The sequence below is a fragment of the Filifactor villosus genome, from assembly GCF_042652965.1.
GTDB classification, from domain to species: Bacteria; Bacillota; Clostridia; order Peptostreptococcales; family Filifactoraceae; genus Filifactor; species Filifactor villosus.
Genome location: NZ_JBHSHL010000002.1, coordinates 83,250 through 101,077 on the forward strand (window position 1 = coordinate 83,250; position 17,828 = coordinate 101,077).

12 protein-coding genes are annotated in these 17,828 nt (G+C 47.1%); all 12 read right to left on the reverse strand.

Annotated features, from left to right (window positions below):
* Positions 1 to 177: 177 nt before the first annotated feature.
* Positions 178 to 2,004, reverse strand: a complete 1,827-nt coding sequence (glmS, locus tag ACFO4R_RS00400; RefSeq protein WP_379786965.1) for a glutamine--fructose-6-phosphate transaminase (isomerizing) — start codon at positions 2,002 to 2,004, stop codon at positions 178 to 180.
* A 751-nt stretch (positions 2,005 to 2,755) separates the two neighbouring features.
* On the reverse strand, positions 2,756 to 4,285 hold the full coding sequence (gene murJ / locus ACFO4R_RS00405; protein ID WP_379786966.1) for a murein biosynthesis integral membrane protein MurJ: 1,530 nt from the start codon (positions 4,283 to 4,285) through the stop codon (positions 2,756 to 2,758).
* Positions 4,282 to 4,950, reverse strand: a complete 669-nt coding sequence (locus ACFO4R_RS00410) for a Dph6-related ATP pyrophosphatase (protein WP_379786967.1) — start codon at positions 4,948 to 4,950, stop codon at positions 4,282 to 4,284. The genes murJ and ACFO4R_RS00410 overlap by 4 nt, the downstream gene beginning before the upstream one ends.
* A gap of 492 nt (positions 4,951 to 5,442) precedes the next feature.
* Entirely contained in the window at positions 5,443 to 6,039 is a 597-nt protein-coding gene (locus ACFO4R_RS00415) for a GNAT family N-acetyltransferase (protein WP_379786968.1), read from the reverse strand.
* Positions 6,040 to 6,057: 18 nt separating this feature from the next.
* Positions 6,058 to 7,389, reverse strand: coding sequence for a replicative DNA helicase (gene dnaB, locus ACFO4R_RS00420; protein ID WP_379786969.1), 1,332 nt, complete (start codon positions 7,387 to 7,389; stop codon positions 6,058 to 6,060).
* Positions 7,390 to 7,419: 30 nt separating this feature from the next.
* The gene (rplI, locus tag ACFO4R_RS00425; protein ID WP_379786970.1) at positions 7,420 to 7,866 is read right to left on the reverse strand and encodes a 50S ribosomal protein L9; all 447 of its coding nucleotides are present in this window, start codon (positions 7,864 to 7,866) and stop codon (positions 7,420 to 7,422) included.
* On the reverse strand, positions 7,863 to 9,842 hold the full coding sequence (locus tag ACFO4R_RS00430; protein WP_379786971.1) for a DHH family phosphoesterase: 1,980 nt from the start codon (positions 9,840 to 9,842) through the stop codon (positions 7,863 to 7,865). Before ACFO4R_RS00430 ends, rplI begins: the two co-directional genes overlap by 4 nt.
* 7 nt (positions 9,843 to 9,849) lie before the next feature.
* On the reverse strand, positions 9,850 to 10,791 hold the full coding sequence (locus ACFO4R_RS00435; protein WP_379786972.1) for a DUF2232 domain-containing protein: 942 nt from the start codon (positions 10,789 to 10,791) through the stop codon (positions 9,850 to 9,852).
* An 827-nt stretch (positions 10,792 to 11,618) separates the two neighbouring features.
* Positions 11,619 to 11,915: a hypothetical protein gene (locus ACFO4R_RS00440; RefSeq protein ID WP_379786973.1), complete on the reverse strand. Its 297-nt coding sequence runs from the start codon at positions 11,913 to 11,915 to the stop codon at positions 11,619 to 11,621.
* 237 nt (positions 11,916 to 12,152) lie between these two features.
* Positions 12,153 to 13,004: a PhzF family phenazine biosynthesis protein gene (locus ACFO4R_RS00445; protein WP_379786974.1), complete on the reverse strand. Its 852-nt coding sequence runs from the start codon at positions 13,002 to 13,004 to the stop codon at positions 12,153 to 12,155.
* 417 nt (positions 13,005 to 13,421) lie between these two features.
* The gene (locus tag ACFO4R_RS00450) at positions 13,422 to 15,407 is read right to left on the reverse strand and encodes an elongation factor G (protein WP_379786975.1); all 1,986 of its coding nucleotides are present in this window, start codon (positions 15,405 to 15,407) and stop codon (positions 13,422 to 13,424) included.
* Between the two features lie 1,642 nt (positions 15,408 to 17,049).
* Positions 17,050 to 17,649, reverse strand: a complete 600-nt coding sequence (locus tag ACFO4R_RS00455) for a nitroreductase family protein (protein ID WP_379786976.1) — start codon at positions 17,647 to 17,649, stop codon at positions 17,050 to 17,052.
* Positions 17,650 to 17,828 lie beyond the last annotated feature (179 nt).

Here is a 17,828-nt window from a genome sequence, read left to right on the forward strand (position 1 = left end):
ATAAAAATAGGCAATAGTACAGACACGGCTCTTCGGACATCTCTGCATGTAAGCTCCGATCGATATCTCCGGCAGGTTCTGATACTATCACCTATTGCAATTAACCTTATGCGATTTGAAATCTGTTGCCGTTCAAACCGTTTTCGATAATGATATATTCCGTTTCCTCTTACCTTCCTACTCGACCGTTACCGACTTGGCAAGGTTTCGCGGTTTGTCGACATCGTTGCCCTTCAACAGGGAGGTGTAGTAGGCAAGCAATTGTGCCGGAATAATGCTTACGACCGGCATCAGAAGGTCGGGGCAGTCCGGTACGAGGATGTGTTCCTCCGACTGCTCTATGATGTTTTTCGCTTCCGCCCTTGTAATGGCAATGGTGTAGGCTCCCCTCGCCTTTACTTCCTGGATGTTGGACGCCGTCTTCTCAAGAAGATCCTTCTGTGTCGCCAATGTGATGACAGGGATCCCCTCTTCGATCAGGGCGATGGTTCCATGTTTCAACTCTCCCGCGGCGAAGGCCTCGGTAAAGATGTAGGAGATTTCCTTGAGTTTGAGCGCTCCCTCCATGGCACTGCTGTAGTCCAAGGTCCTTCCGAGGTAGAAGATACCCTTGCTGTCCTTGATCCTGTCCGCAATCCCCTTGACCTTTTCTTCCTGTTTGAGTACTTCTTCCACCTTGTCTCCGAGGGTCAGCAATTCCTTCAACAACTCGTCCCTCTCCTGAACGCTCAACCTTCCGAGAAGGTCGGCCATCTTCATCGCCACCAGATACATCGCAATCAGCTGGGTGGTATAGGCCTTGGTCGATGCGACTGCAATCTCAGGTCCCGCCCAGGTGTAGAAGACATCGTCCGCCTCTCTTGCGATCGATGAACCGATGACATTGGTAACGGCGAAGGTCCGCGCTCCCTTCTTCTTCGCCTCGCGAAGTGCCGCCAGGGTGTCCGCCGTCTCTCCGGACTGACTGACAAGGATCATAAGGGTGTGCTCATCGACAAAAGGTTCTCTATAGCGAAACTCGGAGGCCAGATCCGTCTCTACGGGAAGACCCGCAATCTTCTCTATCGCCGTCTTTCCTACCATTCCTGCATTATGAGCCGTTCCGCAGGCTACGATGTAGACCTTGCGAACCTTCTCCAGCATCTCCTTTGTCCAGGTGATGTCCCCGAGAGAGATACTGCCGTCCTCCTTCATCCGATGTTTGATTGTATCACGAATCGCTTGGGGCTGTTCGTGGATCTCTTTTAACATAAAATGAGGATAGCCCCCCTTGGTAGCCGCCGCCATATCCCACTCGATATGGGTCAACTCTCTTTCCACCTTATTTCCTTCTCCATCGAGGATGGAGATGTCATCCTTACTCAAGATGACGGTCTCTCCGTTTTCGATAAAGTAGACGTCCCTCGTATGTTCCAAGATGGCCGGAATATCCGAGGCGATAAAGTTTCCGTCCTTGCCCTTTCCGATGATGAGGGGACTCTCCTGACGCAGGGCGATCAGCGTATCGGGGTGTTTTCTGGACACGATTCCGAGTGCATAGGCCCCTCGCAGACGTTTTTTTGCCTCGAAGACCGTGGAGACAAAGTCTCCCGTGTCACAATCCGCCAACAGATGCGCGACGATCTCGGTGTCCGTATCCGAGAGGAAGCGGTGTCCCTTGTCCTGCAACTCTTTCTTCAATTCGAGGTAGTTCTCTATAATCCCGTTGTGGACGACGGCAAACTCTCCCTTATCATCCAAGTGAGGATGTGCATTGACATCCGAAGGAGCCCCGTGGGTCGCCCAACGGGTATGACCGATGACGACCCTGCCCTCGATCGGGTCCGCCTCAAGTTCATCCCTCAATCCCTGCAATCTTCCCTTCTTCTTCTTGAGTCGGAGTCTGTCTCCGCAGACACTGGCTACCCCCGAAGAATCATAACCTCTATACTCCAATTTCTCAAGTCCGTCCAAGACAAAGTTCTGCCCCTGACGTTCTCCTATATAACCGACGATCCCGCACATTTCGATTTCCTCCTTCTGTTTGTAACAAAACTTCTTTGTTTACGATTTCTCAAGTCTCGGCTCCGTCTTTTCCAAAAGCCGTGTACTTCTTCTCGTCTATACCTCTTTCTCTCACCGATCGTACAATTCAACTTCTATGATCCCTCGAACTGTTTCAAGCAATGATAGCTTGCATAGTTCTCACACATCGATTGAAAAACGGTATAACGGGTCTAAATAAAAAATCACACAAAAACAGATGCATCGTCCTTTGTCGGGCGATACCTCCTGTCAAAGAGAGTTCACGGAAATGCTTTTGTACCGGGAATTCCTCCCCGTCTTTGTTCATTTCTTAGGCTGTGAGACCTTCGAGGCATCCGCCGAATCTTCGATAACCCCGCTCCTCGTCCACCGCTTGGGTTCTGGCGCTACATCTATTTTTCTCTCTTTGTTTTGTTATTATATCATATCTGCCCCCATTAAGAAAATACCGCACGAAAACAAAAAAGAGGATTGAAGGGCAATCCTTTATGATGATCCGAATATCCGACAACAAGATCAGAAAAGCCCGCCCCCCAAAAACAATTGGAGAATACGGGCTTTTTGCGTATCTATGATCTTATACTGCTATTCTTTTGAGTCGTGGATATAAACAATCTGTGACCCATAGAAGACAACATAGTTTTTCGTGGTCAAAAAACGGATATATCCATACTTCTATTAGAGAAGAGTATTCTATCCGTTTTGCCTGTATCAACTCAACCTTCCTCCATCAAGCTCGTGCCCTGCGTCGTCGCAGCATATCGAGAGCCATCCTCAGTTCCCTTACCCGAAGCGCTCGAAGCATCGCATAGTAGACCGCCATACAGATCAGGGTCGTTATGCCCAGTTTGATCAGGTTGGAGCCTACAAAAACAGAAAGCAGAGTCGAGACCATCTTGCCGACCAATGCCATTACAAAGGCGGACAGTGCGATACGAATCAGAGATTGCAAAAGCTGTCTGCCTCCGAAGCGCCCTATCTTGCGTTGGAGGTTGACGAAGAAGAGTAGGGCGGTGATGATCGACGAAGTTGCCGTAGCAAGGGCCAAGCCCCTATGTCCCATGGGTTCCACCAACAGCAAATTCAAGATGATGTTGATCACAATCGAGATTACGGAGTTGATCATCGGAGTCTTGGTATCTTCCATCGCGTAGAAGACCTTCTCCATGATCTGCCTCCATCCCAAAGAAACGATACTGATGGAGTAGAACCTCACTGCACCCGCTGTCCATCCTACCATCTCCGCCGTAAACTCTCCACGCATAAAAGCAGTCGCCACAATAAGCTCAGACATAGCTATCATCGCAAACGAGATCGGCACCAAAAACACCGACATACTGCCCAAACTCGTCGCCAAGGTCTTCTTTACCGTCAGCATATCTCCTTCTTTGGTCAACCTCGAGATCCTTGGGAATATCGTTGTTCCCACTGAAGTGACGACGACGGAGTTGACCAGAAGATTGAGTTTGTTGGCGGCATACATACAGGTCACGATCCCCGCCGCCAACCCGGAGGCGAGGTAGCGATCTACGGTCAGGTTGATGTCAAAGACCATCCGTCCCAAAAATACCGGGATGACCAGGAGAATGATCCTCCTCACGTTCTCATCCCTAAAATCGAGTCTCGGGCGATAGCGAAATCCCGCTCTGTATGCAGGTATCCCGAAGTAAGGAAGATAAAAGGCATATCCTGCAGTGACCCCGATTCCCAGCCACAGATAGTTCTGCGTCGTTCCTATCAGAATGGCGGCGATCATGATCAGGTTGAGCGGTATCCCCATCAGACCCACGACGGTAAACTTTTCGTGCACCTGCACATAGCCTTGGAGGATGAAGGAGATGCCCAAGAACAACATCGACCAGATCATAATATTGGAGAACTTGACCGCATAGGCGATCGTCTCCGTCTTGTAACTGCGAATAAAGAAGGTTCTGATGATCGTCTCATCAAACATCAGAAACAGAGCAATGATGATAAGCGAAATCAGCACCACCATCGTTATCAAGTTACTGTTGAACTTGTCAACTTCCTTCTTACCCTGCAGTTTGACGGAGTTATACATCGGTACATAGCAGGTCAGAAGTGCCGTGGCGATTCCTCCGAAGATCACAAGGGGGATGTTCCACGAGATGACGAAGGCATCGGTCAGTGCGGTCGCGCCGAACTTCTTCGTCAGCAGAGCCTCCCTTGCAAATCCGAGAATCTTGGATAACAATGTGAAAAAGGACATCAGAAATGCCCAGGTAGATAGGTTGATCATTGGAAACTTTCCTCTTTCTTCTCTTCTAACACCAAGGAAAAGGTGTCTTGACTCTCTTTCACCCCTGCGACGGTGTATGTAAGTTTCGATCGAAACAAGGGTCCATCGACCACAAAGGTATGGTACTCACCGTTTTCTCCACAGACATCGATGTTTTTTGCCTTCATTCCTTCTATAAGCTCTTCTGTAAGAGGTAAACCGAGAACCGTCTTGTCGAAGCAGGACTTCCTCACCTTCTGAAGGACACAGCGATAACCTTTGGAGATGATCTCTCTGACGAGATCCTCCCTTTTTTCTCCCCAGAGGGGAAATACGGCCTTAAGACCGACTTCCTCGCAGAGACTTCGACACCAACTCCTATGTTCTTCAATATCGATATCTCCAAAAACACAGACTTCCGTCCCGCTCCTCTTAAAACTCTCAAGGACAGCTGCAAAGCGTTCCCTGTAGTCTTCTCCCTGCGAGTCTACCGCCTTGAACGGAAGTTCCAGACACCTTCCCACCTCCTTGAGAAGCCCCAAGGGAAGATTATGGAAGAAACTTCGACCCGTCCGCACGTCGAAGGTGACAAGCAGGGCCTCTATCCGATAACCTTGAGTGATCGCGCGTTCCAGAGCCAAGATACTGTCCTTTCCACCGCTGTAGGATACAACTGCCTTGCACATTTGCTTTCTCCTTACTCCTTCATTAAAACCAGTATAACGGCACGTTGAAATTCATAGTAATTCCGACTTTGATATGAACTCTTTCAGTTTATATCAAAGGCAGGAAATAAAGATAAATATCAATATGTCAAGACACTAGGGAACCTCCACATAAAGATGAGATTCGTTTTTTCGTCCTCTTTCGGAACTCAACGATCTCGTGAACCGGGTTCCTTCGGTCCCGATGTCATAGTGTTTTTCGATAGAAGTGTGGTTATATCCACACTCACAAGCACAAAAACCCATCTTATTACTATTATTCTTTTGAGTTGTAGATATAAACAATCTGTGACCCATAGAAGATAAAACAACTTTTCGTCGTTTGAAAAACAGATATATCTATACTTCTACGGAAAAATAGTATTATCTCCCATAGAATGAAAGATACGGATAATCTGAATGAGCAATCGTATCAAAGCTGTTTTTTTCAAATGATGCGATATCTCCATAAGATCACACGGCTTTTTTCATCTGTCTTAGAGCAGGTCTCGTGATCTCCATCTGATCGTATTCCACAAACAAAGTCCTTCCTATTCTCTGAAAGTACCTTCGAATCTCCTTATAACTGTCGTTATGGAAGGGCTCTATCTTATTGTTGAAACAGGTGTCATAGAAGGTCCTTCTCTTGTAAAAACCGATGGCCTCATAACAGCGGATCGCCCTTGCATTGTACTTTGCAACCAGGAGCCTGATTTTTCGAAGCCCCTTGACCTCAAAGGCCCAGTTCAAAAACACTTTGATCGCGTCCCTGCCGAACTGTTTGTTCAAGGCATTGGGTCTGAGCAAAATGCCGATCTCTCCCGTCTTCAAGATGGGATTCACCTTCCTCAGTGCAATATAGCCGATCAGGACGGCCTCTCTGTCGAAGATACTGAAACACTCTCGGTTGCCCCTGACCTTGCCTTCATACCACCTCTGCACCTGGGTGTCCGTCCACATAGGAAAGTTGTAATCGAGGAAGAGCTCGTCGGTGTGTTTTTCCCAATACAACATCTCCTTAACATCCTCCACCTTCATAGGTGCCAGTTTTACCTTTTCTCCCCAAAGCATAGTTCTCTCTCTTTTCGACTATAATCTCAATTCGGGGCCGGGTGCATTGGCAAAGAGCTGATACTGTCCCAGCCATGTCAACACAACGGTTCCGATCTCTCCACTCCTGTGTTTTGCAATAATGACCTCCGCCATATTCTTGTCGGGGGTATCCTGATCATATACCTCATCCCGGTAAAGAAACATTACCATATCGGCATCCTGCTCGATGGCTCCCGATTCCCTGAGGTCCGCAAGCATTGGCCTGTGTTCCGCCCTCTGTTCGGGTGCACGCGAAAGCTGAGACAGGGCAATGACGGGACACTCCAACTCCTTGGCGAGGATCTTGAGCGACCTTGAGATCTTGGAGATCTCCTGTTGACGGTTCTCCGTCCTTGTATCTCCTTCCATCAACTGGAGATAGTCGATCACGACAAGGTCCAAGCCTTTTTCGATCTTGAGCCTTCGACACTTGGAACGCAGCTGAACCGCATTGATCCCCGGGGTGTCGTCGATATAGATCTTTTGGTTCGAGAGGATGTGCATCGAAGAAGTCACCCTCTCCCACTCTTCATCCTCCAAGGTCCCGTTCTTGATGTTGCCGAGCATCACTTGGGAGTGGGCTGCAAGCATCCTCTGAAAAAGTTGCTGCCTGCTCATCTCCAAGGTGAAGACCGCTACCGAGGCCCCGCCCTTGAGAGCCGCATTGGCCACCAGATTCAGGGCAAAGGCGGTCTTACCCATCGCGGGACGTGCTGCGACCAAGATCAGGTCCGTCTTTTGAAAACCGTTCGTCTTCCTGTCCAGATCGATGAAACCGCTCGTCAAGCCGGTCAACTCCGCCTTATTGCGGTAGATCCTCTCCATCTCGTCGTAGGTCTCCATTACGATATCACTGATCTCAATAAGCCCTCTTGTATTCCCGGACTGGGAGATATCAAAGACCTCCTTCTCCGCAAAACCCAAGACGGCTTCGACCTCCTCCTCCGCGGAATACCCCTTCTCCATGATCCTCTGAGAGGCACGGATCAACTCTCTGAGTACGGATTTTTCTTTGACGATTTTGGCATAGTTCACGATGTGAGAGGTAAAATCAGGCACAGATGTCAGGTCGGTCAGATAGCCGACTTCCTCCGGGGACTGCTCCGCCCCCTTCTTCGTCATCTCCTCGGTCACGGTGATAAGATCGATCGGCTCGGACTTCATATAGAGCCTCAGCATCGCCGCATAGATATCCTGATGAAGTTCTCTGTAGAAATCCTTGACCTCGATGATGTCCGTAACCAATACGATGGCATCCTTGTCAAGGAGGATGCTGCCCAAGACGGATTGCTCCGCCTTGATCGAATACGGCATCGTCTTTCCTTCCACCTTCTCACCTTCTCCCAAATCTTCTTTATCTTAATCGATCGCCTTGATGTGGACTGCCACTTCTCCCGTAACTCTGCTATGGAGTTTGATCTCCACGATCGTTGTGCCCAGTTCCTTGATCGGATCCTTCAAGATGATCTTTCTCTTGTCGATGTCGATATCCAGATCCTTCTTGAGCTGATCGGCGATATCCTTGGACGTGATCGAGCCGAAGAGTCGTCCGTCTCCCGCCTTGGCATGGATGGTAACTCCGTTTTTTTTGAGCTGCTCCGCCAGTTCCTTCGCCCTTTCCTCGTCGCGCTTGTCGTTGATCTCCTTCGCCGTTTTTCTCTGGTTGTAGTCGTTCAAATTCTCTTTGGTTGCCTCGATGGCAAGACCTTTTTTGAACAAGAAGTTACGCGCATATCCGTCGCTTACTTCTTTGAGTTCCCCACTCTTCCCTGTTCCTTTTACATCCTTGAGCAATATTACCTTCATTGGTTCTCCTCCTCATTCAAATATTCCATGACCGCTTCTTCCAATCTATCCATCGCTTCTTCTATCGTCGCATCCTTCATCTGTGTAGCTGCGGTATCCATATGACCGCCACCGCCGAGTCTTTCCATAATGAGCTGAACGTTCATCTTACCCATCGAGCGCGCACTGATCTGAAGGGCGTTCTCCTGCCCCTTCGTGATCACGAAGGAGGAGATGACTCCCTTGATGTTGAGAAGGTCGTCGGCGACCTTTGCCGCGATCAACTTGGGATTCTCCAAAATCTCATCGCAGTGAGTCATAGCGATCTTTCCGTCGATGATCTTGGCGTTCTTGACGATTTCGGCAATCTTCATATAACTGTCGACATCTCCTTGGAACAAGGTCTTGACCTCGACCGTGTCCGCCCCCGCCTTACGCAGAAACGCCGCCGCTTCAAAGGTCCTCACCCCCGTCTTGAACGAAAAACTCTTGGTGTCGAGCATCATCCCCGCCAACAGCGATTCCGCTTCCAAGGTATTGAGTTTGGGTCTGTCATCGATATACTGGATCAGTTCCGTGACCATCTCACTGGCTGAAGATGCGTAGGTCTCGTGGTAGACGAGCACCGCCTTGTCGACAAACTCCACTCCTCTTCGGTGATGGTCGATCAAAACGATCTTTTCACAGAGGTCGATCAGCTCCGGAGCTTCCGTCAGGAAGGGCTTGTTCGTATCTACGATGACAAGCAGGACATGCTCACTGGCTATCCTCTTCGCCTGCTCGCTGTTGATAAAGATGTTTTCATAGCCTTCCTTCTTTCTGATTCTCTCATACAGGGTATCGATCGACGTATTCGAATGGTTGAGTACAATGTTCGCCTTCTTATCGAGCATGCGACAGATTCCGTACACTCCCATCGCCGAACCCAAGGCATCCAGATCCGCAAAGGTATGGCCCATGATCAATACGTGGTCTGCGGAGTACACCAGATCCTTCAAAGCATAGGCGATGATCCTCGCCTTGACCCGCGTCTTCTTCTCCACCGCCTTGGTCTTGCCCCCGTACATCACAAACCTCTCTCCACGCTTGATCACGCACTGGTCTCCTCCTCGACCTTGAGCGAGTTCCATCGCTGAAACGGCACCTTCGTGCGTCTTTTGCAAGGTCTTCATCCTGGGGCAGGCCCCGATCGATAAGGTCACGGGAAGAGTGCTTTTGAAATCGCTGCTTCTGATCTCATCGAGGATCGAAAACTTGTTGTCCTCCATCCCTTCGAGATTTTGTTCATCGACCAGAACAAAGTACCTATCCTTGCTTACCTTTCGGATGGCGGCATCATAGTTCTCCGCCCAGACCTTGAGTTTTCTTTCGACCTCCGCTTCCATCAGTGGTTTATCGGTATCTTTGACCGTATCCAGGACCTCGTCGAAACTGTCGACCTGGATCAAAATAATCCCCGTCCTGGTATTCTTATATTCTTCCATCAGATTTTCATAACGGGTCTCATCTATAAAATACAGCATGATCATTCCGTTGTCCTTCTTGGAATTGGGGACCACATAGTACACGATCTTGTACTTCTTGGGTCCGATCTCCATAAAGGTCGAGGGATTGTCCCCCTTGAGCGAAACATTATCTATGCTGATCTCCTCAAAGACGGTGTCGATGTGCTGGCCGATCAGACCGCTCTTCATCGCCACAGCCGAAAACTTCTTGTTATACCAGGTAATCGTCCCGTCCATCCTGCACATACACAAAGGTATCGGAAGGTTCGTGATCGCCTGTTTCGTACTTTGATCCATACTTAGCGACAGAGTTTCCAAATATTGAGTCCACTCCGCATCCTTCTTGCGCCGTTCCAGACGTTCGAGAACAAACATCACAATGACGAGTACAACTCCCGCCAAGGTGACCCAATAATTGTATCTCAGAAACAGGATCGAACCGACCAAGAGTGCCATCGGATAGACAAGGTTCATCTTCTGTCTATATCCCATACTGTCCTCACTCCTCTATTTCTTTCTCTTTTCGTAGATCGGAAACAAAATCAACTCCTCCGATCGCAACTGCCACCATCGGGAACACCAGCCCTACCCCAAGGATTAACAAGTTGGAAAGAAAGGTTGAAAATACCTTCTTTATTCCAAAGGTAAGCGTCGCAATCCCCTGAACATAGAAAGTAAAGAGGAGGGTAAACAACATCGTCACACCTATCTTCACAGAGTAGCGTTCACCTATAATAAAGTGGCCAAGACCCCAAAAAACGCAGATCCCCAATATCAAAAGAGGATCTCCCGGCATCCGAAACTCACGAAACTTAGGAAAGATCTCCTTCCTCGTATAACGATTCAACACTCGACCGGTAACATAGAAGGTGGTCAAAGCCAGAACAAAAGACAGACACAAGATCCCTGCCGGAAGAAAATACATCACCCTGTTCACAAAGACACGGATCTCAAGTCCGCTAAGCATTTCGATCTGACTTTCCAAGTCCCGATTTTGAGTAAAAAGCTTTTGATATCCGAGGATGATCGTCCTGGTGATCTTCTCCCCCGTAATCTTATAGTAATGGTGACTCCATATTGAAAACAAAGCTCCCGAAAGCACGGTGATCCAAAGCATCATCTCTTCGGGGCGCTTCCTGTGAACAATCCCGTAAGCGGTAAGCAAACCGATCATCGTCAGCAACAACATCAGTTCGAAAGGAATCAACAACGATGATACCACGACACAGATCGATGTCAACGCCCCTGCAACAACGACCGCATATTTTAAGGAAGAAATCACTCCCGTGATCGCAATCAAAGTAGGCATTACAAACAACAGCAGTTCAAACATCCCTATGGAGCCGCTCACCAAAAGAACGAGAGCTCCCACAAAAAACATCCTAAGCGCATAGGAAATTCGACCTGCCTCCAACTGTGCATTCTCTCTTTCGTTTTGCAACCTGACCCCTCCTTTACAAACATCCCCGTTTATTCACAGGGACAATTTTTTCTATTATTCTTACACTTTTGTCTTATTAAACGGTCATCTCCTATGACTGTATCACGGAATCGAGCTTCTCCCTTCAGACAATCATATCGCTTCTGTAGGCCGTCTTTTCGTCGAATAACGCTACTGTCTGACTGCTGTACGTAACAGATGCACAAAGTCAAAAAACGGTTTTAGCGTCTCTGACATACAAGTTTCGACACACGACGTCCTGCACAGGAGTATGAAATGCTCTAACGTTTATCTATCATTATAACCCATCTTTCTCTTTTTTTACAGTTATTTTTCACGATCGCCGAAAATACCCCACTCCGTGTATCGGAACCAAAGAAAAATGAAGGATAGAAGATACAAAGGAAACACCGCACAAAGGCAAATTTTTGATTGTAATTCCCGTTTATAAAAGACTACAGCTTGTCAAATCAAGACTTTCGAGAACCTCATCCTCTGTATAAAGTTGATTTCATGCCGGTTTTTCGAGTTGTGAAGTATTGCCAAAAAAACACATCCGAGTCTATGTGGCGATATCCCCGGATGTGTTTGATCACAAATTTTATACGAAGGCTCAACAGAACTGTTGTCCCACCTGTTCTTCGACTACGAAGATCCGGTTCTTCTCCTATAAAAGCAGATCACCGATTCCAACGATTTGATATCATAGTCTTATACTACTATTCCTTTGAATGATGGATATAACTAATCTTGTGAGCCATAGAAGATAAAACAATGTTTCATGGTTTGAAAAATAGATATATCCATACTTTTATTGAAAAATAGTATTAGGACTCGTCTTCCTCATAGTCCGGCTCATAGAAGTCCTCTTCATAGTCGTACTGAAACCTCCTTTGATTGTTACGAAAATTGTCAGAAGGTTTAGGATCGAAATGCTTGCGATTTTCTCCCTGCAAAAAAAGTTCCAACTCCGCTTCAATCTCCTGCGGTGTCTTTCGAAGTTTACCTGCCTTCTTATCCTTAGATTGATCCGCCCCCTTTTGCTTCTGTACTTCGCGCAACTTTGCATCGTCAAAGTCCTTCATAGTCTCCAACCTTCCTTTCTTCCCCCTCGAAGAGTTCATCCCTTCCTCTTTCACCTTGGAACAATGATGTTTGTGCAATATGCCAAAAATTCCCTCCAAACCTCCGATCGGTTTTCTGCAAAGGAAATACCGCACAAAGGCAAATTTCTGATTGTAATTCCCGTTTATAAACTACTAAAGCTTGTCAAATCAATAATTTCAACCTGCGTACAAAAGTGGTTTTATGCTGATTTTTCAAATGATGCGGTATCATCGCAGCTCATCCTCCCGATTTTTCTACCGCAAAAAACACTCCATCGTAATCACGGCATCTCCTCCTATAACGATGGTGGAGTCTCGATATCGGCTCTTGATCAACGAGGATCTCCCCATGCTCTCCCCTTGGACGAAGGTGTTTTCGCCCTCCCTGTCGATCAAACCCTCTATGGCGAGATAATGAGTCAGGGCACCGTTGGAAGTGCCCGTCGCACATTCTTCATCGATTCCTACGAGAGGTGCGACGTTCCTGCAATAGGCGGTTACTTTGCCATCGGGGTCGAGAGCGAAGAGGTGCATCCCTATGACCTCGTACTTTTCAGAAAGGGCCATGACCTTCTCCCTATCCATAACAAAGCCGTCCAAGGCCTCCTTGCTCGCCACGGGCAACATGATATCAGGCAGTCCCGTACTGATGATTTTGGGAAGAAGCTCCGGATAATCGTCCTCTCCCAGACCGAAGGCCTCGTAGAGTTCCCTGCTCTCCTCTCTCGAAAACTCGCGGAACAAACAGGGGCTTGCCATATCCATCCAAACTCCATGAGCTTCGACTGCAATTTCAAGCTCTCCCGCCAAGGTGAGAGCCTTGTACATACCCGCCTGAATCCGCCCTTCTTCCCTGAGGGTCGAAAAAGCCGCTATGGTCGCATGTCCGCAGAGGTCGACCTCCTCCGTCGGGGTAAAATATCTGAGGTGAAAGACCCCTTCTCCCTCCTGCTTTACAAAGACGGTCTCGGAATGTTTAAGCTCCGCCGCCAGCTTCTTCATAAACTCCACACTCGGATTGTCCTCTCCCTTCTCCATGAGGACGACCCCCGCCTGATTTCCCGAAAATTTCTCCGACGTAAACGCGTCCGTAACAAAAACTCTCATCTCTCTTCTCCTTTCCGTTCTTTACTACCCCTTGTTAATACTATTGTTCGTTTAAGATGTCAGGTAAACAGAATATATATTTATCGGAAATGTCTTAAATAATCGTAGAACTTAAACTTTATGACCGGACAATTTTAACAGATAATAGTATAATACTATTATTCCTTCGAGTTGTAGATATAAATAATCTGTGACCCATAGAAGACAAACCAACTTTCTTGGTTTGAAAAACAGATATATCCATACTTCTATTGAAAAATAGTATAAATCCTTTGAACTGTTGTCCTTCAAATTGTTTTTCGATAAGGAATATTACATAAACAGCATTATAAAAGCAATAAAGCGGAAAGGCAATGCCTTCCCGCTTTCTGTCTTCTTCTATATCGAAGGTACTTACATCCTCTTCACGCAAGGAGCTTATTCCTCGGTTTTTGCCTGTGCGACGATCTTCTCCGCCATTTGGGCAGGAACTTCCTCGTAGCGAACAAATTCCATCTCAAAATAGCCCTTTCCTTGTGTCATCGCCTTCAAGTCGATGGCATATTTGAAGGTCTCCGCCTGGGGAGCTTCCGCCTTGATCAACTGCTTACGGTTCTTATAAGCCTCCATACCTAAGACTTTTCCTCGTTTTTTGTTGATATCCCCCATGATGTCTCCCATGTATTCTTCAGGAACAACGATGGATAATCTCATGATCGGCTCAAGAAGGACCGGTCTCGCCTCTTCCATTCCCTTTTTGAAAGCGAGGTTAGCAGCCAATTTAAACGCCATCTCCGAAGAGTCGACATCGTGGTAGGAGCCGTCATACAGGGTCGCCTTGATGTGGGTCACGGGATAACCTGCAAGGATACCGTGTTCCATCGACTCTCTAAGACCCTTTTCGACTGCAGGGATATAGGACTTGGGCACCGAGCCTCCGAAGATCTCTTCCGTAAACTCAAACTCTTCTCTCGAAGGTTCGAAACGAATCTTGACATCTCCATACTGTCCGTGTCCTCCGGATTGTTTCTTATGCTTGCCTTGTACATCGGACTTTCCTTTTATCGTCTCACGGTAGGGCACCTTCAAATCGTGCAACTCGACTGCCACACCGAATTTATCTTTCAGCTTGTCCTTGAGTGCATTGACGTGGATATCTCCCTGCACTCCGAGGACCGTCTGTTTGGTCTCCGCATTTCTCTCCCAAGTGAAGGAAGGATCTTCTTCCATCAGTCTTTGAAGTCCTGTGGAGATCTTGTCTTCATCTCCTTTGTTTGCCGGCTCTATCGCAACGAGCATCTGCGGTTTCGGGAACTCCAAAGGTTCTATCGGAGTCTTGTCTTTCGAAGTTGCCAGAGTATCTCCCGTAAAGGTGTCGGAGAGTTTGGTCAACACCACGATGTCTCCAGCTACCCCTCCGTCCATCTCTTTGAGTTCACCGTTGACCATCGTATACATTTTGGTCACCTTTTCCTTGGAATCTCTGTTGAGGTTGAAGAGTTCGACCTCGGGATCGACGTCTCCTTCGACGATCTTGGCATAGGAGATCCTTCCGATGAAGGGGTCTACCACCGTCTTGAACACTCGGATAATGAAGTCCGTGGAATATCTGGTCGCCAAAATATCGACCGGCGACGGAAGGAAGTCTATCATCGAATCGAGCAGAGTGTGGATACCGATGTTCTTCGCTGTCGAACCGCAGAGTACGGGAATGATATCTCCATTGAGGACCCCTGCACGCAGACCGCGACGGATCTCATCGTTGGTAAATTCTTCTCCGTTGAAGTACTTGTCCATCAAAGCCTCATCGGACTCCGCAACGGATTCGAGGAGCATCTCGCGCACCGGTGCCGCTTCTTCGCGGTACTCTTCCGGGAAGGGCACGGTCACGCACTCCTTGCCGTTATACTCTCTGGAAAACATCCCTACTACGTTGATAAAACCTTTGAAACTGTCTCCCTTGCCCCAAGGAATGTGGAAGGGAGCGATCTTCTTGCCGTATCTCTCTCTCAATTGTTCGAGTATCTTGTCGTACTCCGCCTTCTCACTGTCGATCTTGTTGACGAAGATCAGTCTGGGCACATTGAAATCATCTGTGATCTCAAGAGCCTTGTCGGTTCCGACCTGCAGATCGGTCGTTCCGTCTACGACGATAATGGCTCCCGATGCGGCTCCCATCGCGGAGATAACCTCTCCCGAAAAATCGAAGTAGCCCGGTGTATCCAAGATGTTGTATTTATTGTTATGGTACTCTACGGAAAAGAGTTTCATAGAAGACGTGAGATTGACCGCATCCGTTGGCTTCGAAATCTTGTTATTCAATCCCGCGGTAAAGTGGATCGCCTCGATAAGATTACTCTTTCCTGAACCGCTGTGTCCCAAAATCGCTACGTTTCTGATTTTTTCGCTTTCATATTTTCTCATCTTTTACCCCTCTCCAGCTATGTACTTTGAGTTTTAATTTTCTCAAAATAATATCGCCTTAATAGATATTTTTTAGAAAAGTTTCGACTATTCCTAGAGACATTATAATACAAAAAACAGATAAAAGGCAATGTTTTCCTTAAATTATTCCAAATCGCGATCCAAGGAAAAAGCCGCCTTCTCCGTATAACAAATCGCCCCGTACTTCAGCAATAAAAATACCCGACCATGATCCGACCGGGTTATTTTTATGTGTGTTTTGTGTGTTTTGTGTGTTTTTCAACCGCGTTTTCGCCTTGAGACGATAACTCGCCCCGACGTTTCAACCAAGATACGGGAACACTCTCTACGCGAGTACGTCCCCTTCTCTTCATTGCTCTTCCGAATATTCGCAAAATGCGAAAACGACGTTCCTTGTATCAGAGTTCGCAGACTCGCCGTGCTTTTGCAGGTGCGGAACAAAAATGTTCCAAATACACAACAGAATCCTTCCCACTTCCACAGGGGCCATCTTCACATCTTACCTTATCCGATTTTCCATGTCGAAATCTTCGATTTCCGCTCTCGTAAAACGTTGCGACTATCAAAGCATGACACTGTTTCGAACCGTGCTCCCTCTAACTTCTTCTAAGCCGGCTTCTTTTTTGTTCAAGACGAACGAAATGCAGGAAACCGTATCCACCATCAACTCAAACCTCCGCGTTCTTAAAGGAAGCAGGTATATCTTCCAAGGTCACAGCTGTTGTAACAAAGCAAGGTCACAGCCGTTATTTTATGAAAAATTCCAAGCCGATGTGCCTCGAAGATTTCACGGACGATGTAGAGCTCCTCAACAAAGAGAGAGTTTTTCAAGAAAAGTCTCTTAAAAACGACTTCGGATCCACGGGCTTTCCTGCAGAACGATCCACATCCGAGCGGAGCGAAGGTGATTTCAGAGAACTTATAACCTTCCTTCCCCACCACGCAGAAAGCGGTTATCTCTTTCTTAGAACATCACCGTAAGAAGAGAGCGAGTCTCTTTGAGATCTTGTTCTACACTTGAATCGCAAAGTACGAGCTTTTGAAGAAATTTTCGCACAATTCTTATGGTTTTACTCTACCACAAAAAAAACATTCCGTATATTACCCAAAAGGATTACTTACGGAATGTATCTTCTTTTTCTACAGTATTTTCAAGGCTTTCATTTGTGAAAATCCTTGATTTTTTTTTCAAAAAACGCTTGGAAGGGAATTTCTCCCGTTTTTCTCCTGTTTTTTTACATTTTTTTGAAGAATTCGGCATCTTCCTGTGTCTATTGGTTAATTGGAACCCTCTTTTTTATCAAAAGACAGCGTTTTATTCCGCCAAAATGTCCCAAAAAATCACAGCGTACTTTTATCACCGATGTACAGAACACAAAGGGCCAGCTGAAACAAGTCTCCACAAACTCCGAAAACACCACCGCAAAGGAAAAATTTCTACCTTGCTGTGAGTCTATAAAGTACAAAGACTCCCCCCCTTGCACCGGAATATCCAAAGACGTTCATCCTTTCGATCAAATCGATGTTATACCGGATTTGCAGGTCACACGAGACCTTCCTTTGTCCTTTGTATAAAACAGGTCATGTTTTTTCAAACGATACGGCATCGCCTTAAAAGGATCTACTTCTTTACCAGAAATCTCTCTTCCAACGGCTGTACATCCTTTTCGCCCGGTTGAGATCCCGGTTTGCCGAACGGCATCTGTGCGATCAGCTTCCATGAGGATTTCAGTCCCCATCTCTGTCTTACCGCCTCTTCCACCAACTCGGTGTAATGCTGCAAGCTCGCTCCCAGACCCTCATCCTCAAGTGCCGTCCATATCGCAAACTGATGGATGGCATTGGTATGCTCCGACCACTTTGCAAAGTTCTGTGCATAGAGGGGAAACTTCTCCTGAAGTCCCTTTATAACCTCAGTCTCCTCAAAATAAAGGACGGTCCCGTACCCTTTTCGGAAGGACTCTATCTTCTCCTTGGTAGAAGCAAAGTTCTCTTCTGCAACAACCTTCTTGAGCTCGGCTTCGGTAAGATCCCAAAAAGCTCCATGCTCTTCACCCAGTAGAAGTACAACTCGAGTAGATTGAGAGTTGAAGGCGGAAGGAGCACTTTTTACAATATCTCCGATGATCTCCTCCAAACGGGCATCCGAAACGGTACTCTCACCTAGAATATCGTAGTAACTCCTCCTGTGCTTTACTGCATCTAAAAATGTTTTGTTCATTGTTTTTTCCTCCTTATTTTATAAGAAACACCGCCCAAGACTGCAAACCCGTCCTTGCATGATTTTCGGTGTGATTCAAACCTCCTGTAACATGAACCCTGTCAAAAATATGTTCTCCCGCAAAGATCCGATTTCACACAATGTCTTCAAAGGATACGGCAGGATCTCAATTTCAGTTG